The following is a 21,580-nucleotide window of genomic DNA, read 5'->3' on the forward strand; positions in this document are numbered from 1 at the left end:
CGTTTTCGGGAGCGTTGTCCGGGTCTGCCCGACGATCACTGTAGACGTGCCGTAGAGCTGCGGAAACCACCCGTTGACATGGCCGCAACCTACTGCAACCATTCCCGAAAAGGTTTTCGTTAATCGCCCGGAGCAGCCACCGCAACGGGCAAATCCCCCGTGCCCTGAGGCGACCCGTCACACCGTCCGCTGTGCCGAACGACCCCTGAAGGAAGGCGTCCGCCACGTGACAACGCCAGCGATACCGATATCCCGCAGAGCAGCAGTGGTCGCCGGGCTCCTCCTGGCCGGCCTGGTAAGTGTTCCCGCCGCGTCCGCCCTCGCGGCACCGAACGCGGCCACCCCGTACCCCGCGTTCAAGGGCGACGCGAACCCGGTGCCCGACGAGCGCACCGGGTACCACGCCCGCAACCAGCTCCAGGCGATCTTCGACGCCGACGTCGCGGCCGGCGCCGGGAGCAGCACCGACAAGGACTTCTGGATCGACCGGATGCTGGTCCGCACCGGCAACACGCCCGGCGGGTCCAACGGCGACGCCAACCAGTACCTGTTCAGCCGGGGACGCACGGTCTTCATGAAGACCCACCAGCCCGGCACGCTCGGATTCGGCGGCGAGGTCGCCTACATCGAGTCGATCGCGGGCGGGCAGGGCGCGTACACCGTCACGCTCTCCGTCGGCGGAGCCGACATCACCCTCGGCGAGGACCCCGCCCAGCGCAAGCAGACGCCGAGCTATTGGCGCAGCGTGTTCACGGGCGCGGGGCTGCGGGTCGTGCAGACGAAGTACATCACCGACCAGAACGTGGCCGTCACCGACCTCGAGGTGGTGAGCACCGACGGGGCGGCGAAGGACGTCACGCTCACCGCGAGCTCGCCGTTCGCGCGCACGTCCGAATCGGACAACGGCGAGTTGACCGGTGCGGTGCGGTCGTTCAACAAGCTGACCGACCTCTTCCCGCGGTTCTCCGGCGACGGGTTCGCCCCCGTCGAGGGCACGCTGCGGCGGACCGTCGCGGTCCCGGCGAGCGGCTCGGTGCGCACCAAGGTGCAACTGGGCTTCACGGCCAAGGAGATCCCGGCGTCGGCGAGCGAGTACACGACGTTCCGTGACCTCGCACCGGCGGCCGCCTACCAGAAGCACGTCACCGCGTACAACCGGTGGTGGGCGGAGAACGTGCCCTACCTGGACACGCCGGAGAACAACATCGACAAGACGTTGTTCTACCGCTGGTGGCTGATGCGCTTCAACTTCCTCGACGCGAACATCCCGGGCAACGACTACCAGTTCCCGACCGCGATGGAGGGCGTCCTCGGCTACAACAACGCGATCGTGCTGACCACCGGCATGTTCGTGGACGACCTGAAGTACTTCCGGGACCCGGCGTGGTCGTACGGCTCGTGGGTGTCGGCCGGTGAGGTCGCGAAGAGCTCGAAGTACGTGGACAACCCGGGCGACCCGGCGAACTGGTCGAACAGCTACACCGAGTACATCTCCGAGGCGGCGTGGCGTTCCTACCAGCTGCACGGCGGCCCGGCGGCGATCGCCGAGAACCTCGCCGAGTACGCGGAGAACGACGTCAAGGGCCTGCTCGACGCGTACGACTTCGACGGCAACGGCTTGATCGAGTACAGCTGGGGCGCGATGACCGGCAACGACGCCGACGCGGTGTCGTTCGACTGGCGCGACGGCAACATGGACCGCACCGAGAACGCGTACCTCTACTCCAACGCGAAGGCCGCGGCGGCCGCGTACCGCACGGCGGGCAACACCGCGAAGGCCGCGGAGATGGAGGCGTTCGCCGCGCGGGTCAAGGCCGCGGTGCTGGAACACCTCTGGGAGCCGGCCCGCAGCACGCCCGACGAGATGGGCCACACCGGCAACCTGCTCAAGCACCGGCACGTTGCCTCCGACGCCCTGGTGCCGTGGAAAGAGATCAACAACTATTACCCGTTCGCGGTCGGGCTGATGCCGAAGCCGGGCGACCCCGACTACGACCAGCCCTACGTCGACGCGCTGCGTCTGTTCGGCGACGACACCCAGTACCCGATCTTCCCGTTCACCACGGCGAACCAGGCCGACAAGGCCGCCGCCGCGGCGCAGGGCGACCCGGGCAGCAACAACTTCTCGGTGATCAACTCGACGGTGACGTTCCGGATGCTGTCGTCCGTGCTGCGCAACTATCCGACGCAGCACATCGACGCCGAGTGGTACAAGAAGCTGCTGTACTGGAACGCCTGGGCGCACTACCAGAACAACGGCGACAACCGGTACCCGGACCAGAACGAGTTCTGGGCGGACGGGTCGGCGGCGAACCAGAGCATCGGCTACCGCTCGTGGATCCACCACACGATCCTGGGCGCCACCAACTTCACCGTCATCGAGGACGCGATGGGCCTGCGCCCGCGCTCCGACGCGAAGATCGAACTGGACCCGATCGACATCGGCTGGGACCACTTCACCGCCAACAACATCAAGTACCGCGACAGGGACCTGACGGTGGTCTGGGACGCGCCGGGCGGGGAGCGGCACTACGGCACGGGTACGCCCGAGGGTTACTCGGTCTACCTGGACGGCGAGCTGGCCCTCACCGCCGACAAGCTGGGCAAACTCGTCTACGACCCGGCCACCGGCAAGGTCGAGGCGGCCGCCGGCATCACGGTGACCACCACCGCGGCGAAGAGCGTCAAGGCGCCGCAGGACGTCACGTTCGCGGCCGGCGACCGGGTCTCCGACGTGATGGCCAAGGCGGGCATAAACACCCCGGTCGACGTCGCCGAGGGCCGTCCGGTCACCGCCACCTTCTCGGCCACGGGCCGGGCGCCGGCGGGCGCGGTCGACGGGACCACCGTGAACGAGCCGTTCTGGGGGACCGCCGGTTCGCCGGACGCCACCGACGCGATCACTGTGGACCTCGGGGGCCAGAAGACGATCGACGACGTACGGGTGCACTTCTACAAGACGTCCTCGACGGCGACGGTCCAGGGGTACGCGCCGCCCGCCCAGTTCACCGTGGAGTACGACAACGGTGCCGGCTGGACGACCGTTCCGGATCAGAGCCGCACGCCGGTCTACCCGCAGGGCAACCTCAACCAGGTCCGGTTCCCCGAGGTCACCGCCGAGAAGCTGCGGATCACGGTGCACCACACGCCCGGTGCGCGGACCGGCATCAAGGAGATCCAGGCGTACGACAGCGGCACGGGCGCACCACAGGCCACGAACGCGCCGCCACTGGCCGACGCCTGGGTGGACTCGACGTACCAGCAGGACGGCTCGGTGCGGCTCCTCGGCCTGGCGCAGGACGACGGCGACCCGGGCACCGCGATCACCGCGTCCTGGTCGGTCGTCGACGCGCCGAACGGCGGCACCGTCGCGTTCGACCCGGCGAACACGCCGACCACGATCGCCCGGTTCACCGAGTCCGGCCGGCACACCCTGCGGCTGACCGTCCGCAGCGGCGGCGCCACCGCCACGAAGGACGTCGTGGTGAACGCGTCCGCGCTTGTCGAAGGCGAGATCAACATCGCCACCTCGGGCACCGCGTCGGCGAGCTTCACGGCCGGGTGGAACAACGTCAACGCCGTGAACGACGACAAGGCGCCGTTCTTCACCGGCGGCGCCAACCCGGACATCTGGGCCACCTGGACCGGCAACGAGCCCGCCACCCGCTGGCTGCAGTACGACTTCCCGTCGTCGGTCCGGGTCAACCGGGCGTCGATCGACTTCTGGTCGGACAGCACCACCGGCGGCAGCGGCGTCGCGGTCCCGCAGAACTGGAAGATCCAGTACTGGGACGGCGCGGCCTGGCAGGACACCACCGGCGGCACCGGGTTCGACCCGGCCGTGCGGGGCCGCACCAACGTGGTCACCTTCGACCCGGTCACCACCACCCGCCTGCGCGCGGTGTTCAACGCCCTGCCCAACGCGGCCGGCAACCGCTGGTCGGCGATCGGTGTCACCGAGTGGCGGGTCTTCGCGGCACCGGCCAGTTCGATCCGGACCGCGGACGTGCGGACCCGGACCGGCGTGGTGCCGGCGCTGCCGGACACCGTGGACGTGACCTACGCCGACGGTGCGACGCTGCCGGCCGCGGTTGCCTGGAGCGCGATCGACCCGGCACGGGTGGCCGAGGTCGGCGACTTCACGGTCACCGGGTTCGTGGCCGGCACCTCGATCAGCGCCCGGGCCCACGTCTGGGTGCGGGGCAGCGCGCCGGTGCAGATCAACACGATCGACCCGGTGGCGGTCAGCACCCGGGCCGGGGTGGCGCCCGTCCTGCCGAGCGGTGTCACGGTCGGCTACAACGACGGGTCGCGGCAGAGCGGCATCGGGGTGACCTGGGCACCGATCGACCCGGCCGCGTACGCCGCGGAAGGCACCTTCGAGGTCACCGGGCAGGTCGCCGGCACCGACAAGCTCGCCGTCGCCACCGTCACGGTCGGCGCGGGCGGCCCGCAGGACACGGTCGCGCCGGTGACGACGCTTACCGCACAGCCGGACGCGCCGTGGGCGAACGCGGACGTGACAGTCACGGCTTCGGCGACCGACAACCGGGACGACGCGCCCAAAATAACCATCAAACGCGGCGGTGGCGACTGGGTCGCCTACGCCGGGCCGATCACGATCACGGCCGAGGGGGAGCTGAAGATCCAGGCACGGGCCACCGACGCCGCGGGCAACGTCTCCGCGGTCACCGAGCGGACCGTCGGCATCGACCGCACCGCCCCGGCGGCCACGGCGGCGTTCGACAAGGGCACCCGCGAGGTGACGATCACCGGCACCGACGCGCTGTCGGGGATCGGATCGCTGGAGTACCGCCTGGCCGGTGGCGCCTGGACCACGGCGACCGGCCCGGTGACGGTGGGCTCGGCGGCCGCGACCGTCGAATACCGCGCGGTGGACCGGGCCGGTAACACCTCGGCGGTCGGTTCCCTCGACGTCGAGGCCGGTCAGGCCCCGGTGAACGTGGCACGCACCGGTACGGCCTCCGCGTCGTACACCCCGGGCTGGCTGACCGCCGACAACATCGCCGACGGTGTCACGCCGACCGGGCCGGTCGGCCCGAACACCGACGTCTGGAACACCTGGCCGCAGGTCGGCGAGCAGTGGATCCAGCTCGACTGGGCGGCGCCGGTGGCGGTCGACCGCTCCCGGATCTGGTTCGCCGAGGACCTCGACGAGACCGGCGCCGGAGTGGCCCCGCCCCGGGCCTGGAAGGTCCAGTACTGGGACGGCGCGGCGTTCAAGGACGTCACCGGAGCCTCCGCGTACGGCACGTCGGCGACCGCGTGGAACACGGTGACCTTCGACAAGGTGACCACCACGCGGCTGCGGGCCCTGCTCACCGCGAGCGGGACCGAGGAGGGCAAGGGCGCTCCCGGTGTGCAGGAATGGGAGGTGTACGACGTCCCGGCGCCGGCCGTGGCCGTCGAGGTGACGGCCCGGTCGCAGTGCATCGGGAAGAACGCCTACGTGGCGGTCACGGCCAGGAACACCGGGGCCGAGCCGGTGACGGTCGAGCTGATCACACCCTACGGATCGAAGACGGTCACGAACGTGGCCGCGGGCAAGTCGGCGTACCAGAGCTTCACCAGTCGGGCCGCGTCGATCCCCGCCGGGACCGCCACGGTCAAGGCGGGCGGCGCCGAGTCGACGGCCCCGTACGCCGCGATCACCTGTAGCTGACCCCCGACCGGTTGCCGGCGGCGCTGTTGAGAGCCAGCGCCGCCGGCAACCCCCTCCCAGACGCGAGGAGCACCCTGTGAGACTGCGCTCCGCGGCGGTCGCGGCACTTGTCGCGGCGGGCCTGGTGGCAGCGGCGCCCGCCGGGCCCGCCCAGGCGGCCGACTCCTACACGTTCACGAACACCGTGAACCCGATCCTCTCCGACGGCAGTTACTACTCCGCCGACCCGGCGCCGCTGGTCGACGACGGCAAGCTGTACGTCTACACCGGACACGACGAGGCCGGCCCGGCCGTCAACGACTTCATCATGAACGAGTGGGGCGCCTTCGTCACCGACGACCCGGGCTCGGGACGGTGGACCCACCACCCGTCGCTGATGCGCCCGGAGAAGGTGTTCAGCTGGGCGACACCCGGTCGTGCGTACGCCGGTCAGGTCGTGAAGGGCCCGGACGGCCGCTACTACTGGTACGTCCCGGTCAGCGAGCGCGAGTCACCGGCGGCCAACAAGTTCGCGATCGGCGTGGCCGTCTCCACCACACCGACCGGCCCGTGGACCGACCACATCGGCGGGCCACTGATCTCGCAGCGCACCCCGGCCGCGAACACCATCGAGAACATCGACCCGACGGTCCTGGTCGAGGGCGACCGGGTCTTCGTCCACTGGGGAACGTTCGGTCAGCTGCGCCGCCTGGAGTTCCAGGCCGACATGAGAACACCAGTCGGCACCCAGCAGACCGTCACCGGCCTGACCGGCTACTTCGAGGCGCCGTGGCTGTTCAAGCGCAACGGCACCTACTACCTGGCCTACGCCGGCAACAACGCCGGGCCCACCTCGGCCTGCACCCCGGCGAACTACCACGCCTGCATCGCGTACGCGACCGCGAGCTCTCCCGAGGGCCCGTGGACGTACCGCGGCACCATCCTGCCGCCCGTCTCGTCGACCACCAGCCACCCTGGCATCGTCGAGTTCGGCGGCGCCTGGCACCTCGTCTACCACACCGCGGACGCCGCCGGCGGCGGTCACTTCCGCCGGTCCGTCGCGATCGACCGGGTGGAGTGGGACGACACCCAGAGCCCGCCGCGGATCAAGCCGATCGTGCCGACCCCGGCGAAACAGGCCGACCGCGCCCCGCGCGCCACCATCGCGCACGCCGCCACGGTCACCGTCTCCAACGACCCGGTGCCGACGCAGTACTGGGTGAAGGCGCTCAACGACGAAATCGTGCGCGAGAACCCGCTGCCGCCGGACATGTGGGGCACCTGGACCGGCAGCAACCCGCCACAGCAGTGGGTGCAGTACACCTGGGATCAGCCGATGCGGATCTCCGGGTCGCAGATCGAGTTCTGGAACGACCAGCCCCAGGGGACCGGCACCGGCGTCGCCGCACCGGCGAAGTGGAAGATCCAGTACTGGGACGGCGCCTGGACGGACGTCCCGAACGCCACCGGGTACCCGACCGGCACCCGGGGCTTCCAGGACACCAGCTTCGACGCGGTGACGACCACGCAGGTCCGGGCCGTGTTCGACGCGTCCACCAACGGCAGCACGTACTCCGCGGTCGCCGTCGAGGAATGGAAGGTTCTCGCCGCGCAGCCGGCCTCCGTCACCGCGCCGGCGATCACGGTCGAGGTGGGGGAGACCGACCTGCCCGGCACGGTCCCGGTCGCGTTCGGTGACGAGACCCTGCGGCTGCCGGTCCTCTGGGACACCGTGACCGCCGCCGACGTGGCCCGGCCCGGCACGTTCACCGTCGGCGGCAGCGTCCTCGGGTACGCCGCCGGCCGGATCACCGCGACGGTCACGGTGATCTCACCCGGCGACACCGAGGGCGACGGGACACCACCCTCCGTCGTGCTCACCCCGAGCGGTTCGGCGGGCGCCGCCGGGTGGTTCCGGTCCGCGGTGCGGGTACGGGCCACCGCCGCCGACGACCGGGGAGGCCGGCTGACGATCCGCGTGGCGGTGGGCAACGCCGATGCCGTGACCACCGAGAACACCCGTTCCGCCGAGGTCACCGTCACCGGCGACGGGCGGCACACGGTCACCGCTACCGCGACCGACCGGGCCGGCAACGTCTCACCCGCCGTCACCGAGCGGATCGCCGTCGACGCCACCAACCCGGCGAGCACGGCCGCACTCACCGGCCGGCGCGTCGCGGTCACGGCCACCGACGCCACCGCCGGCGTCGACCGGATCGAGTACGCGATCGGCACCGGCCCGTGGACGACGTACGACGGCCCGGTCGCGGCACCCGACGCGGCCCGGCACACGGTCGCCTACCGGGCCGTCGACAAGGCCGGCAACGCCGAGACCGCACGGATCGTGGTGATCCCGGCCGACCTGTCCGCGCCGCTGACCGGCAATGTCGGCCCGATCGCGACACCGACCGCGTCCTACACCGCCGGCTGGAACAGCGTCACCGCGCTCAACGACGACGCCGACCCGGCCGCCCCGGCGCAGGGCCAGCTCTGGGGCACCTGGTCCGGGACCCGGCCGGCGATCCAGTGGGTGCAGTACGACTGGTCCCGCCCGATCCGGCTGACCGGCGCCGCCGTCAAGTTCTGGCGCGACGCCGGCCCGGGCACCGGTGACGGCGTGGCCGCGCCGGACGGCTGGGGTCTGCAGTACTGGGACGGCACCGCCTGGCAGGACGTGACGGGCGCATCCGGGTACGGCACCAGCACGACCGCGTTCAACACGGTGAGCTTCGACCCGGTCACCACGTCCCGGCTGCGGGCCACGATCCGCGCGAACGGCAACGGAACCACGTACTCCGCCGTCGCCGTCACCGAATGGCGGGTCACCGCCGACGAGACCGCCGCGGCACCGGTCACCGTCACGGCACAGTCCCGCTGCGTCGCCGGCAAGGCCTACGTCGCCGTCACCGCCCGCAACGACGGCCGGGCCGCGATGGATGTCGAGCTCGTCAGCCCGTACGGCACGAAACTCGTCACCGCCGTCGCACCCGGCGCCCATGCCTACCAGGCCTTCGCCTCCCGGGCCGCCGCGGTGCCCGCCGGCACCGCCTCCGCCGCCGGCGTCACCGCCGCCTATCCCGCCCTCACCTGCTGACACATCGGCCTGTCCCGCTCATGCCTGCTGACACATCGGCCTGTTCCGCTCATGCCTGCTGACACGTCCGTGAAGGAGAACCGCATGAAAGCACGAGTCCCCCTGGCGTTGATCGTCGCCCTGACCGGGGCGGCGGCGCTGCCGGCGGCCGCGCTCGCCGACCCCGGCGAGGCCGAGGTCGAGGTCACCGTCGACATCACCGAGATCCGGGAACCCGGCGTGCTGGCCCTGACCGTCGCCGGCAATGCGGTCGCCCTGACCGAGGAGGGTTCCGACCTGCTGGTCCGCCGGTTCACCGGCACCCTGCCGACGGTCACCGTGACCGACACCCGCACCCTGGAGGAGGTGCCCGACGGTGCCGGCTGGGCCGTGCTCGGCAGCTCCAGCGACTTCACCGCGCCGGGCCGCGACCCGATCACCGCCGACCACCTGGGCTGGAAGCCGCGCCTCATCGACGGCGGTGACACCGGCCTGGTCGCCGAGGGTGAAGAAGTCGTGCCGTCGCTGGACGAGCCGACCCAGCCCGGCAACAACGTCGGCCTGGTCGACCAGGAACTGCTGGTGTCCACGTACGACTCGGAGGCGGTGACCGGTGGCGCGTACACCGTCGACGCCGACCTCAACCTGCACACCCCCGCCGAGGTCGCCGCCGGTTCCTACAAGGCGACCCTGACGCTGTCCCTCTTCGAATAGTCCGCCCCCGGTGGGGGTCGCCGTCCGCGGCCCCCACCGGTCGAGCCGTCGCCCTGGAGTCGCCGTGCGCCGTGTCGCCGCCCTGCTCATCGCCGCCGCCCTCGTCGTGCCCGCGAGCCCCGCCGCGGCCGCGCCCGCCTCCCTGACGTGGACCGTCCAGCCCGCGACCGCCGCCGGCCCCGACGGCCGCCGCTGGGTGGAACGGACCCTCGACCCCGGCCAGGTCGTCACCGAACACCTGGCCGTGCGCAACTTCAGCGACGCGTCCGCCGCCTTCCGCCTCACCGCCGCCGACGGGTACCTGACCGGCAAGGGCCGGTTCAACATGCTGCCCTCGGACCGCGAATCCGTCGACGGCGGCACCTGGATCACCGTGCAGGACTCGGTCACCGTCGGCGCCGGGAAGACCGCCGTCGTCCCGTTCACCATCACCGTGCCCGCCGACGCCACCCCCGGCGACCACCCGGCCGGCATCGCCGCCTCGGTGGCCGGGCAGAAAGGGTCCGTCCAGGTGGAGAGCCGGGTCGGTTTCCGGGTGCTGCTCCGCGCGTCCGGCGACCTCGCGCCCGCGATGGCCGCCGACGACATCACCACCACGTACCAGCGGTCGTGGAACCCGCTGCGCCCCGGCACCCTGACCGTCGACTGGACGGCAGTGAACACCGGCAACGTACGCCTGGACCTGACCGGCGAGGCCACCACCTCAGAAGTGTTCGCGCTGAGGTCCGCGTCAGCTGTCGCCGCGGGCGAGATCCTGCCCGGCGACCGCCGGCCGCTGCGCGCCCGCATCGACGGGGTGTGGGGTCTCGGCCCGGTGCGGACCACCGTCGCGCTCGGACCGGCCGCGCCCACCTCGGTGACCGTCACGACGTGGCTCGTGCCGTGGCCGCAGCTGCTGCTCGTGGCGGCCGTCGCACTGGTCCTCGCCGGCTTGCGGGGGCACGCGCGACTCCGCCGCCGTCGCCTCGAGTCCCTGCTGGAACAGGCCCGGCTGGAGGGCGCCCGTTCCGCCTGAGCCTCCGGCACCGGCATCAGGACAGGAACTGTCCTGATCTGTCCCTAGCGTGGGCCGCATGACGAACAGCCAGCCGGACCTCCGCCCGTTCCGGATCGACATCCCGCAGTCGCAGCTCGACGACCTGAAGACCCGCCTGGCCAACACCCGGTGGCCGGACGAGCTGCCCGGCGTCGGGTGGAGCCGCGGCGTTCCCGCCGGATATCTGCGAGACCTCGCCGATCACTGGCGCACCGGCTACGACTGGCGGGCCCAGGAGGCGGCCCTCAACCGGTACCCGCAGTACCTGACCACCATCGACGGGCAGAACCTGCACTTCCTGCACGTGAGCTCGCCGGAGCCGGACGCCACGCCGCTGATCCTGCTGCACGGCTGGCCCGGTGGAGTCGTCGACTTCCTCGACGTCATCGGGCCGCTGTCCGATCCCCGTAACCACGGCGGCGACCCCGCCGACGCCTTCCACCTGGTCATCCCGTCACTGCCCGGGTTCGGGTTCTCCACCCCACTGGCCGGGCCGGGGATGAACGCCGACCGGATGGCCGGGGTCCTCGCGGCGCTGATGGGCCGGCTCGGGTACGAGCGGTACGGCGTACAGGGCTACGACTGGGGTGCCTGGATCGGCTCGAAGCTGGGCGAGCAGGACCAGGAACGGGCCATCGGCGTCCACCTCACCGCGCTGGTCACCCTCCCGTCCGGGGCCGACGGCGAGATGGACGGCCTCAGTGCGGCCGACCAGCGGCGCTGGCAGCGCATGCAGAACGTCAACGACGCCTACCTGGGGTGCAACAGCAAACGCCCGCAGACCGTCGGGTACGCCCTGACCGACTCCCCGGCCGGCCAGCTCGCCTGGATCGTGGAGATCTTCAAGGAGCACACCCATCCGGATGAGGGGCTGCCGGAGGACAGCATCGACCGCGACCGCATCCTCACCGACGTGTCGATCTACTGGCTGACCGGCACCGCCGCCTCCGCCGCGCAGATCTACTACGAGGAGTTCTCCGCGGGCTCCGCCGACCTCTGGACCGCCGGCCGGCGCGGCACGGTGCCCACCGGCGTCCTCGTGTCCGCGCACGACGTCACGATCCGGCCGTGGGCCGAGCGCGACCACCACATCGTGCACTGGACCGAGCTAGGCACGGGCGGTCACTTCCTCGCCATGGAGGCACCCGAGGTGCTGACCGACGACGTCCGGACATTCTTCCGGAAACTACGGTGACCGGACCTCCCGGGTAGGTTCGGTCCAGACGTGGGCGCCCGTCACCTCGGCGCCGGGCACGTCCGCCAGCAGCCGGTTCGGGTCGGCCAGGCCGGCGATGCTGGTCAGCAGGTCGGCACCGAGCTCGGCGGCGGCGGTCTCCAGGTCGTCCTCCTCGCCGGCCCAGTCGATGTCCGCGGAGCGGAGGCGCTGGACGGCCAGGGCGGTGACAGCGGTGGGATCGTCGACACGGACGGTGAGACGGCAGTGGACCTGCACCGTGACGGAGGGCGTCGTCATGCGTCGATGCTCCCATCATGCGCGCGGCGGAGTGGGACCGCGTACCCCGGGAAGAAGAATGCCCACCCCCGCCAGGGTGGGCATTCCCGGGTGATCCGCTAGGGCTGGTCCGCCAGGGGAAGCCAGACCCGCATCGTGGACGGGCCGCGGGAGGCCCAGTCGTGGTACGGCCGGAGCGTGACGTCGACCGCGCCGGTGCGGAGTTCCGGGGCCGGGTCGTGGTAGGGCCACGAGTCGTCGTCGAGGAGGGTGACCTGGCAGGAGGCCGCCACCCCGCCGTCGTGGTCGTGCAGCGGCACGCCGGGGTCCAGGCGCAGCGCGTCGACCGGGACGCCGTCGGGCAGGTCCACCGATTCCGCGCAGTAGACGACCGGCCCGCGTTCCACGACCGCGCAGCCCCGGACGGCGTCGATGCGCGGGTCGGCCGTGGTCAGGCGCGGCGTCACCGCGAGGTCGAGCAGCACGGTGTCGCCGGCGGTGAAGTCGCGGCGCAGGTGGACCAGGCCGGGGGAGACCTGGGCGCCGTCCACGGTCGCGCCGGTCGCCCAGTGCGGGATGCGCAGTGTGAGCGTCCACGGCGCCGCGGGGGAGTGCACCACCCGGATCGCGACCTGGCCGCTGACCGGGTAGTCGGTTTCGACGTCGAGGCCGATGTCGCCGGTCCGGATCGACGCGGCGGCGTACTGGTGGATCTGCACGCCGTCGTCGTCCTTGGTCGCGATGTAACCGGCCAGGGAGGCGAACGTCCGTGCCAGGTTCGTCGGGCAGCACGACACCGAGAACCACGGCGCCCGCAGCGTCGACGCGGCCCGCGGCACCAGTGCGTCCGGCGCGGGCTCGGTGCCCGTCTCCCGCTGGTGCAGCGTGTTGGCGTAGAAGAAGCGGGTCCCGTCGTCGGACGGCGACGTGGCGATCACGTTGAACAGGGTGCGTTCCATCAGGTCGGCGTACCGTGCGTCGCCCTGCGCCAGCAGCAGCCGCCAGGCCAGCATGACCGAGCCGACCCCCGCGCACGTCTCGGAGTACGCCCGGTCCGGCGGCAGCACGAAGTCCTCGCCGAACGCCTCGTCCTGGTGGCGGGAGCCGATGCCGCCGGTGATGTAGACGCGCCGGGCCACCGTGTTCTGCCATTGCCGGGTGACCGCGTCGAGCAGGTCGGTGTCGCCGGTCTCGACGGCCAGGTCGACCGCGCCGGCGGCCAGGTAGACGGCCCGGACGGCGTGGCCGCGCAGCACGGTGGCCTCGCGTACCGGCATGTCGTCCTGGAAGTAGGAGCGACCGAACTCGATGTCGGAGAGCACCTGGTGGCCGCGCCGTTCCACGAACAGCCGGGCCTGGTCCAGGTACCGCGTGTTGCCGGTGACCCGGTAGAGCTCGACGAGCGCCGGCTCGATCTCGGCGTGCCCGCAGACCGAGGCGATCCCGCCCGGCCCGAAGGCGTCGCAGAGGTGGTCGGCGGCGCGGATCGCCACGTCGACGAGCTGGTCGGCGCCGAAGGTCCGGGCCCGGGCGACGGCGGCCTGGATGAGGTGGCCGTAGCAGTAGAGCTCGTGGCCCCATTCCAGGTCGCTGTACCGGGGCTGCTGGCCGGGCCGGCCGAAGTTGGTGTTCAGGTACCCGTCGGCGTCCTGCGCGGCGGCGACCCGCGCCACGATGGACCGGTACCGCTCCTCCAGCCCGGCGTCGGGGCTGCGGCCCAGCTCCCAGGCCATCGCCTCGAGCAGTTTGTAGATCTCGCTGTCGGAGAACTCGCGGCCGCGCCGGTGCTGCGGCGCGCCGGTGAAGTTGCCGAGCCAGCCGGCCCTTTCCAGCCAGGACTCGATGTGTGCCAGCGAGTTGGTGCGGTTGACGTCCTGCCGGCGCTGCCAGAACCCCTCGCGCAGCGTGACCTCGCGCAGGCCCAGCGGCTGCAGTCTGCCGAGACTCGGTGCTACCGGAGCGCCGAGCCGTTGATCGATGATTTCGTTGATCGTCACTGGAGAGATCACCCTTTGAGAGCGCCGGACATGAACCCGCGGACGTAGTGCCGCTGGAGGGCGAGGAAGAGCACCACACAGGGCACGGCCAGCACGACCACACCGGCCTGCGTGGCGCCGAAGTCGACGATGCCCATCACCTGCTGGCGCATGTTGGCGACGGCGAGCGGCAGCGGTGCCCGGTCGGAGTCGCTGATCAGGACCAGGGGCGTGATGAAGTCGTTCCACGCGGCCAGGAACGCGAACAGGCCCACCGTGATCAGGCCGGGTTTCACGGCCGGGACCAGGATGTGCAGCAGCGCCCGGAACGAGCCGCAGCCGTCGATCAGGGCGGCTTCGCGCAGCTCGTTGGGGATGGCCTCGAACGAGATGCGCATCATGAACACCGCGAACGGCAGCTGGAACATGGTGAGCACCAGCGCGAGGCCGACCAGCGAGTTCTGCAGGCCGAGCTGGTTGAGCAGGACGTAGAGCGGGATGAGCAGGGTGGCGTACGGGACCATCAGGATGGCCAGGGTCACCAGGAACAGCACGTTGCGCCCGGGGAAGCTGAACATCGCGAACGCGTATCCGCCGAGCACCGAGACGGCAAGGGTGAACAGCACGGTGAGAACCGAGACGACCGTCGAGTTGACCAGGTACTGCCCGACGCCGGCCTGGTAGTTGGCCAGCGTCACGTAGTTGCCGAAACCCCAGCCGTCGGTCTGCGCGGTGCCACCCTGCGGGCTGACCGAGGCCACCGCCGCCCACGCGAGCGGGAAAAGGAAGATCAGCGCCAGGCCGCCGGCGAGCACGTGCTGCGGTGTTCTGATGAGTAGGGCGCGCATCAGCTCTCCTTGTCGCGCAGGCCACGGAACTGCAGGGCGTTGACGACGAGCAGCGCGACAAGCACCAGGATGGACAACGCGGCGGCCCGGCCCAGGTTGTTCTGCCCGAAGAACGCCATGTTGTAGACCAGCTGCACGATGGTGATCGTGCTGTTGTCCGGCCCGCCCTTGGTGAGGATGTAGAACTGGTCGAAGGCGAGCATCGAGCCGGTCACGCAGAGGATCGTGCAGAGCGCCAGGGAGCTCTTGAGCAGCGGCAGGGTGACGTACCGGAAGGTCTGCCACCGCCCGGCGCCGTCGAGCCGGGCCGCCTCGTAGACATCACCGGAGATGCCCTGGAGACCGACCAGCAGCAGGAGCATGTAGAAGCCGGCGAACCGCCACACCACGAGCGCCACCGTCGACCAGAGCGCGGCGTTCGGCGTGCCGAGGAACGAGTCGATGCCGAGGAAGCCGAGCGGGGTGCTCTGCGGTGAGTAGAGCGCGTAGAACAGCAGCGACGCCGAGGCCAGGCCGAGCGCGCTGGGCACCAGGAACGAGGTGCGCAGGAAACCGGTCCACCGGTTCGCCTCCTGGACCAGCATCGCCAGGGCGAGGGCGAGCGCGAGCAGGATCAGGGTGGTCACCACGGTGTACTTGACGGTGAACCACACCGCCGGCCAGAACAGGCGGTCGTCTAGGACGTCGGTGAAGTTCTCCGGCGCGTTGATGCCCTCGTTGCCGGTGAACAGCCCCCAGTCGGAGACCGACATCCGCCCGACGAGCACGATCGGCACGATGAAGAAGATCAGGACGAAGAGGGCGGTGGGAGCGGCGTAGGCCCAGCCGGCCAGGGCCTTCATGCGGTTGCGCGGTCTGCTGCCGGGGGTGCCGGGCGGCGCTTGCGCACCGTCCGGCGGTGCCACCAGGGTCGATGTGGGTGCCATGCTTGCGGTCTTTCCTTCCGTACGCGCCACGCGCCGGGCCGGCGGCACCGGGACGTTCACCGTCCCGGCGCCGCGTGCCGGTGCTACTGGCCGAGGACGCCGGAGACGGCGGCGTTGTCGTTGGCCAGCGCCCCGGCGTCGCCGTAGACCTGGTTGCGGAACAGGGTCACCCAGGGGCTGCCCGGCGCGTTGAACGCCTGCTGGAAGTTGACCGCGAACGGCGTCTTGCTCTGCGGGGCACCGGCGACCTTGTTGACCGTGGCGACCCGCGGGTCCTTCGCCGAGTACTGGTTGTCGGCCAGGTCGGTGCGGGCGACCGTGCTGTCGTTGGCGGCGAGCACGTCCACCTGGCCGGCCTCGCTGGTCAGCCAGGCCAGGAAGTTCCACGCCTGGTCGTTCTTCTTCGAGTCCTTGGAGATGCCGATGCCGTCACCGCCGAGGAAGGTGGAGGCCCCGCCGCTCACGCCCGGGATCGGGCCGACGCCCACGTCGACGGTCTTGGCGGCGGTCGGCAGCAGCGTGGCCGGGTACGGCATCACGCCGATCTTGCCCTCCTGGAACGCGGCGACCCAGGTGGCGCCGGTGTCGTCCTTGGAGCCGGGGTGGATCGCGCCGCCCTCCTGCATCTGCCGGAAGGTGGCGTAGACCTTCTGCGCGGCGGCACCGTCGAGCAGCGACTTGGTGCCCTCGGCGTCCATGACCTCCTCGCCGCTCGCCCAGACCATCGGGAACCAGGTGAAGACGCCGCAGCCGCCGCAGTTGCCACCGAAGTAGGTGCCGTAGGTGTCCGGCTTGTTCAGCTTCTGGATGGCGAGCGCGTGCTCCCGGTACTCGTCCAGGGTGGTGGGGCCCTTCTCCGGGTCGAGGCCGGCCTCCTGGTAGAGCTTCTTGTTCCAGAACATCACCGACAGGTCGAGGACGAACGGCAGCACGTACTTCTTGTCCTCGTAGGTGCCGGCCGTGACGTGACCCTGGTTGATCTTGTCGGCGTACGGCAGCAGGCCGATCCGCTCGGTCATGTCACTGAACAGTCCGGCCTTCGTCCAGTTCGGCACGTAGACGATGTCCGCCGCGAACAGGTCCGGCAGGTCGCCGCTGCCGGCGGCCGCACCCACCTTCGCCACGTAGTCGTCGTTGGGCACGATGGTCAGCTTGACCTGGTTCTTGTGCGACTTGTTGTACGCCTCGACAAGCGCCTTGGCCTGCAACTCGAGTGGCGCCCGCGTCCACAGGGTGAGTTCCGAGCCGTCGTCGGTGCCCTCGGCCGTGACCGCCGCCGAGGCGCCACCGGCCTCGTCGTCGCCGCCACCGCAGGCCGCCATCGTGGCGACCAGGCCGAGAGCCGCGACCGACGCGACCGCCCGGCGAATGATGCCCCTGGTTATCCGTGTCCTCACTGGTGCTCCTCCTCGAGACTGGCGAAGGTCATGTGTGTCGTTTCGGACTTATGTTTCGGACTTGCCATCGCGTCGGCTACGCTGACTGTCGCCTGGCGCGGTAGATCAGCAGGTGAAATGGGATTCTTCGGTCTCGCGTCGGGCGGCCGAAAAGGTTTTCAGAAACGTAATGCTGTGGAGATTTTCTTGTCAAGAGGTACGACAGTGGGCGATGCGCCGGTCGATAATCGTCCGGATCGGAGGCGTGGCTTGGAGACGACCAATCCGACGGCGCCCAACCGCGCCGTCACCTTGCGCGACGTGGCCAGGCTCGCCGGGGTCTCGGTCGCCACGGCATCGAAGGCGCTCAACGGGCAGCCGCAGGTCCGCGCCGAGACGCGCGCCCGCGTGGTGCGCGCCGCGGAGCAACTGTCCTTCTCGCCGAACACGCTGGCCCAAGGCCTGATCACCCAGCGCAGCGGCACGGTTGGGCTGCTCACCTCCGACCTCGAGGGCCGGTTCTCCATCCCGATCCTGATGGGCGCCGAGGACGCGTTCGGCTCCGACCAGACATCGGTGTTCCTCTGCGACGCCCGGGGTGACGCGATCCGCGAGAAACACCATCTGCGTGCCCTGCTGTCCCGCCGCGTCGACGGCCTGATCGTGGTGGGCGCCCGGCCCGACACCCGGCCCTCGCTCGGCCGCGACCTGCCGGTGCCGGTGGTCTATGCCTACTCACCCTCCGACGACCCGGCCGACCTGTCCCTGGTCACCGACAACGTCGGCGGCGGCCGGATGGCCGTCGACCACCTGATCCGCTGCGGCCGCCGGCGGATCGCCCACATCACCGGCGACCCCGGTTACGGCGCCGCCCAGGACCGCGCCCGCGGCGCCCTGGGCCGGCTCTCCGAGGAGAACCTGGAGCTGGCCGGCGGCGAGGTGTGGTTCGGCATGTGGTCCGAGGCGTGGGGCCGCGGCGCCACCCGGATGCTGCTCGAGCGCTGCCCCGACGTCGACGCCATCTTCGCCGGCTCCGACGAGATCGCCCGCGGTGTCCTGGACGTGCTGCACGAGGAGCGCATCGACGTGCCGTCCCAGGTCGCCGTGATCGGCTTCGACAACTGGACGATCCTGGCCGCCAACGCCCGGCCACCACTGACCACGGTGGACCTCAACCTCGAACAACTCGGCCGGATAGCCGCACAGCGACTCTCGGCCGCGATGGACGGCACCCCCGGTTCCGGCGTCGAGACCATCCCCGGCCGTCTGGTCACGAGGGAGTCGACGGCGCCGCTGCGCTGAAAACTGTCGTACCCGTTCCCTAAGTTCTCGGGCATGGTTTCCGCGGCGTACTCGTACCTCGGCTCGTCCACGCTCGACGACGGCCTCACCCTGCAGACCTCGGGTGGTCCGGCGGCGCACCCCCGTTTCTTCACCGGCTTCCTCACCGACCCGGGCGCCGCGGCGACCGGCCTGCTCGCGGTCGCGGAGGTCGCCCGCACCCGCTACTTCCGGCCGGTCAGCCCCGCCAGTCTCGACCCGGTGGTGACCGCCGGGTCGGACCGGTTGCGGTTCGAGTCGTTCTCCGGCTGCTGCGGGGTCTACGCACGGCTCGACGTGCTGCCGGGCGGGCTCGACGGCGACATCGTCGCGCACGGCACCACCAACGTGGACGTCAACCTGCCGTTGCAACGGGCGCTGACCCGGGTCGGCCGCACCGACCCGATGCACGTCGCGGTCGGCCCGGACGACCTCACCGTGACCACGTTCGACGGTCCGCTGGTGGAGCGCAAAGTGCCGCTGCCGTCGCGGTGGCTGCGCGGGTTCGCCGAGGCGCAGGTGCTGACCTCGCGCTTCGACCCGCGCGCCGAGCTCGGCATCGCCGACGCGCGCGCCCTGCTCCAGCGGCTCTCCGCCACCGACAAATCGGTCCTCTGGGCGGTCCCGGCCGGGCGCACCCTGCGGCTCACCTCCCGCCCCGGTCCGGGCGCGGTCTGCCTGCCCGGCGCCGGGCGCCTGGTGGCGCTCAAACCCTTCTTGCGGTACGGGCGGACGCTCACCGTCCACGGCCCGGCCGTCACCGCGGGCAGCCCTCCGGTGGCCAGCACCTGGGAGCTGAGCACGCCGTCGCTGCGGCTGTCGCTGACCCTGTCGCCGGAGCCGCACCGCGGGTTCTCCGGCGAGGGCGCGGTCCTGGAGTCCCTCGCCAGCGACGAGGCGGCCGACGACGCCGAGCTGATCAGCGCCCTGCTCTCCTGGGACCCGACGATCGACGTGGACGCCCTGGCCACCGCGTCCGGGCTGGACGCCGCCCGGGTGCGGGACGCGCTCACCCAGCTCGGCACGGCGGGCCGGGTCGGCTACGACGTCGCCGAGGCCGGTTACTTCCACCGCACCCTGCCCTACTCGGCGGACGTGGTGGAGCGGATGAACCCCCGGCTGGCCGCGGCCCGCGCCCTCGTCGAGGCCGGCGCGGTCACCGCCGGCGCCGACGTGTCGGTGGTGCGCAGCGGCGACGAGACCTACCACGTGCGGCACGCCTCGTTCTCGTGCACCTGCCCCTGGTGGGCCGAGCACCGCGGCGGCCGCGGCCCCTGCAAGCACGCCCTCGCCGTCCGGATGGTGGTCACCAGCACGGTCGAGGTGCCGGCATGAGCCTGGCCGGAGCGCGGGCCGAGGTGCCCGTCGGTGCCGTGTCGTCCCCCAGCGCGGGGATGCCGGCTGAGGCCGCGCCGGAGGCAGCTGTGCCACCCGATGAGGCCGGTCGGCGGGTCCGGGCCGACGCCGACACGCCGGTTGCCCGGCCGGGTGGTCCGGGCGACGCCAACATGCCGGTTGCCCGGCCGGGTGGTCCGGGCGACCGGCTGCCGCAAGGCCCGGACCCGGGCCGGGTGCCGTCGTCGCCGGCACCGCCATCGGTGGGGGAGCTGCCGGCACCGCCGGCGGTGGCGGAGATGCCGCCGCCGATCACCGACGCGGCCGAGCTCGCCGAGGAGATCGTCGCCCTGTTCCACGAGCGGACGGCGATCCGGTGGGAGCGGGTCCTGTCCGGGCTGGTCGCGCTCTACGCCGGCGACGACCGGGCGGGGTTGGCCGCGTCGCTGCGACCGGTCGCCGATCGGTATGCGAACCTGCACACCGACCGCCCCGACCCGGGCCCGTGGGGTCTCGGCCTGCCCACGGCCGGCCTCGCCGTGGCGATCCGGGCCGCCACCGGCGACGCCGGCCCGCACCAGCGGGAGCTGGTCCGGCGGCTCACCGCCGCGGTGCGGGTCGCCTGGCAGGAGGGGCGGCGTGGCCGGCCGGACGCCCCGTTCGCCGGGCAGCCCATCGGCGTGCTGGCCGTGCGGGTCGCCGAGATGGCGGCGCAACTGACCGGGTCGATGGTGCCGATGACGGTGTCCACGCCGACCCACGTCAGTGGCCACGTCGACGGCGCGGTGTTGCTGGACCGGCTGCGACACGCCGAGGCGGAGGGCTGGCAGCCGTGGCCGTTCGACTTCGAGCAGGCACTGCTGCGCGTCCCCCGCGACACCCCGGCCGCGGTCGCCGCCGAGGCCGCGCGGCTGACCTCCCCGGCCGGCCGGCAGTTCGCTCAATGGCTCGCCACCGGCGGCCTGCCCGACCCGGTCAGTGCGGCGTTCCCGCAGTACGGCACCAGGCACGAACACCTCGGCCACACCTGGGACGACCCGGTGCCCCGGCGGGTGGTGGCGACCCTGCGCCCGGCCCGCGACGGCGGCCTGCGCCTGGAACGGCAACTGCTCACCCTCAACCCGCCGAAGAGCCCGGTCCACCTGCCCGGCGAGTTCACCGGCGTCGAGGACGTGCTGGCCATGGTCGTGCCCGACCACCGGGAGGTGGCCGCCGCGTGGGCGCTGGCCGACGTGGCCGCGCTGGCCGACCAGGGACGCCGCGGCGCCGCCCGGCTGCTGCCGCTGCTGGCCGGCGGTGGCGGCCCGGCCGGTCCGGCCCTGTGCACGGCCCTGGCCTACGGGCTCGGCGCCAAGGACGAGCCCGACCGGGCCGCCGCGGTCGACGCGTTCCGCACCCTGGCCGCCTCGGCCGTGCCGTTCGCGGCCGGCGTCGGCACCGCCCTCGCCGACCTCACCGCCGACGGGACGGTCAAGCTGAGCCGGATCGTGCCCGCCCTGACCGACGCACACCGGACCGGCGCCTCCGCAGCCGTGTGGGACCTGCTCCTCGCGGTCCTGCCGGCACTACTGCCCACGACGGTCCGAGCCGTCCCCGACCTGCTGGACCTGGCCGGCCAGGTGGCGGCGACGCTCGGCGCCCGCGACGAGATCCCCGGGCTCACCGCAGCGGCGAGCCGCTCCGACTCCACCCGGCTGGCAAAGGAGGCAAGGCGCCTGCACAACATCCTGACGGCCTGACGGCCTGACGGCCTGACGGCCTGACGGCCTGACGGCCTGACGGCCTGACGGCCTGACGGCCTGACGGCCTGACGGCCTGACGGCCTGACGGCCTGACGGCCTGACGGCCTGACGGCCTGACG

13 protein-coding genes are annotated in these 21,580 nt (G+C 71.8%); 8 read left to right on the top strand and 5 right to left on the bottom strand.

Annotation, left to right across the window (positions count from 1 at the left end; translation table 11 throughout):
• Positions 1–265: 265 nt before the first annotated feature.
• From LPA41_RS25465 to LPA41_RS25485, 5 genes are all read left to right on the top strand, one after another.
• The gene (locus LPA41_RS25465; RefSeq protein ID WP_229073301.1) at positions 266–5,683 is read left to right on the top strand and encodes an OmpL47-type beta-barrel domain-containing protein; all 5,418 of its coding nucleotides are present in this window, start codon (positions 266–268) and stop codon (positions 5,681–5,683) included.
• Positions 5,684–5,759: 76 nt separating this feature from the next.
• Positions 5,760–8,756, top strand: a complete 2,997-nt coding sequence (locus LPA41_RS25470) for an OmpL47-type beta-barrel domain-containing protein (RefSeq protein ID WP_229073302.1) — start codon at positions 5,760–5,762, stop codon at positions 8,754–8,756.
• Between the two features lie 84 nt (positions 8,757–8,840).
• Complete coding sequence (locus LPA41_RS25475; RefSeq protein ID WP_229073303.1) at positions 8,841–9,449, top strand: hypothetical protein; 609 nt, start codon at positions 8,841–8,843, stop codon at positions 9,447–9,449.
• A gap of 64 nt (positions 9,450–9,513) precedes the next feature.
• Positions 9,514–10,464 carry a DUF916 domain-containing protein gene (locus LPA41_RS25480; RefSeq protein WP_229073304.1) on the top strand — a complete coding sequence of 317 codons (951 nt, stop codon included), beginning with the start codon at positions 9,514–9,516 and terminating at the stop codon, positions 10,462–10,464.
• A gap of 58 nt (positions 10,465–10,522) precedes the next feature.
• The gene (locus tag LPA41_RS25485; RefSeq protein ID WP_229073305.1) at positions 10,523–11,680 is read left to right on the top strand and encodes an epoxide hydrolase family protein; all 1,158 of its coding nucleotides are present in this window, start codon (positions 10,523–10,525) and stop codon (positions 11,678–11,680) included.
• On the opposite strand, the gene LPA41_RS25490 is transcribed toward LPA41_RS25485, so the two are convergent.
• The 5 genes from LPA41_RS25490 to LPA41_RS25510 form a co-directional block, all read right to left on the bottom strand.
• Positions 11,672–11,959: a hypothetical protein gene (locus LPA41_RS25490; protein ID WP_229073306.1), complete on the bottom strand. Its 288-nt coding sequence runs from the start codon at positions 11,957–11,959 to the stop codon at positions 11,672–11,674. The two genes, LPA41_RS25485 and LPA41_RS25490, sit on opposite strands and share 9 nt — an antisense overlap.
• 98 nt (positions 11,960–12,057) lie before the next feature.
• On the bottom strand, positions 12,058–13,935 hold the full coding sequence (locus LPA41_RS25495; protein WP_229073307.1) for a beta-L-arabinofuranosidase domain-containing protein: 1,878 nt from the start codon (positions 13,933–13,935) through the stop codon (positions 12,058–12,060).
• 8 nt (positions 13,936–13,943) lie between these two features.
• Positions 13,944–14,762 (bottom strand): carbohydrate ABC transporter permease, encoded by an 819-nt coding sequence (locus LPA41_RS25500; protein ID WP_229073308.1) that lies wholly within the window; start codon positions 14,760–14,762, stop codon positions 13,944–13,946.
• Entirely contained in the window at positions 14,762–15,688 is a 927-nt protein-coding gene (locus tag LPA41_RS25505; protein WP_229073309.1) for a carbohydrate ABC transporter permease, read from the bottom strand. Before LPA41_RS25505 ends, LPA41_RS25500 begins: the two co-directional genes overlap by 1 nt.
• 83 nt (positions 15,689–15,771) lie before the next feature.
• Complete coding sequence (locus tag LPA41_RS25510; protein ID WP_229073310.1) at positions 15,772–17,085, bottom strand: sugar ABC transporter substrate-binding protein; 1,314 nt, start codon at positions 17,083–17,085, stop codon at positions 15,772–15,774.
• Positions 17,086–17,334: 249 nt separating this feature from the next.
• Here LPA41_RS25510 and LPA41_RS25515 point away from each other — a divergent pair, with 249 nt between their 5' ends.
• The 3 genes from LPA41_RS25515 to LPA41_RS42500 are packed head-to-tail and all read left to right on the top strand — an operon-like array spanning position 17,335 to position 21,458.
• The gene (locus LPA41_RS25515) at positions 17,335–18,366 is read left to right on the top strand and encodes a LacI family DNA-binding transcriptional regulator (RefSeq protein WP_229073311.1); all 1,032 of its coding nucleotides are present in this window, start codon (positions 17,335–17,337) and stop codon (positions 18,364–18,366) included.
• 33 nt (positions 18,367–18,399) lie between these two features.
• Positions 18,400–19,719, top strand: coding sequence for an SWIM zinc finger family protein (locus tag LPA41_RS25520; RefSeq protein WP_229073312.1), 1,320 nt, complete (start codon positions 18,400–18,402; stop codon positions 19,717–19,719).
• Complete coding sequence (locus tag LPA41_RS42500; protein WP_304523795.1) at positions 19,716–21,458, top strand: DUF6493 family protein; 1,743 nt, start codon at positions 19,716–19,718, stop codon at positions 21,456–21,458. Before LPA41_RS25520 ends, LPA41_RS42500 begins: the two co-directional genes overlap by 4 nt.
• Positions 21,459–21,580 lie beyond the last annotated feature (122 nt).

Source organism: Actinoplanes sp. DH11 (assembly GCF_020873875.1).
In the GTDB taxonomy this organism is placed as follows: Bacteria; Actinomycetota; Actinomycetes; order Mycobacteriales; family Micromonosporaceae; genus Actinoplanes.

What these genes read in the sequence shown, in the direction of transcription:
- LPA41_RS25475 (WP_229073303.1), top strand. Translation starts at nt 8,841, where the DNA reads ATGAAAGCACGAGTCCCCCTGGCGTTGATCGTCGCCCTGACCGGGGCG.
- LPA41_RS25485 (WP_229073305.1), top strand. Translation starts at nt 10,523, where the DNA reads ATGACGAACAGCCAGCCGGACCTCCGCCCGTTCCGGATCGACATCCCG.
- LPA41_RS25490 (WP_229073306.1), bottom strand. Translation starts at nt 11,959, where the DNA reads ATGACGACGCCCTCCGTCACGGTGCAGGTCCACTGCCGTCTCACCGTC.
- LPA41_RS25500 (WP_229073308.1), bottom strand. Translation starts at nt 14,762, where the DNA reads ATGCGCGCCCTACTCATCAGAACACCGCAGCACGTGCTCGCCGGCGGC.
- LPA41_RS25505 (WP_229073309.1), bottom strand. Translation starts at nt 15,688, where the DNA reads ATGGCACCCACATCGACCCTGGTGGCACCGCCGGACGGTGCGCAAGCG.
- LPA41_RS25520 (WP_229073312.1), top strand. Translation starts at nt 18,400, where the DNA reads ATGGTTTCCGCGGCGTACTCGTACCTCGGCTCGTCCACGCTCGACGAC.
- LPA41_RS42500 (WP_304523795.1), top strand. Translation starts at nt 19,716, where the DNA reads ATGAGCCTGGCCGGAGCGCGGGCCGAGGTGCCCGTCGGTGCCGTGTCG.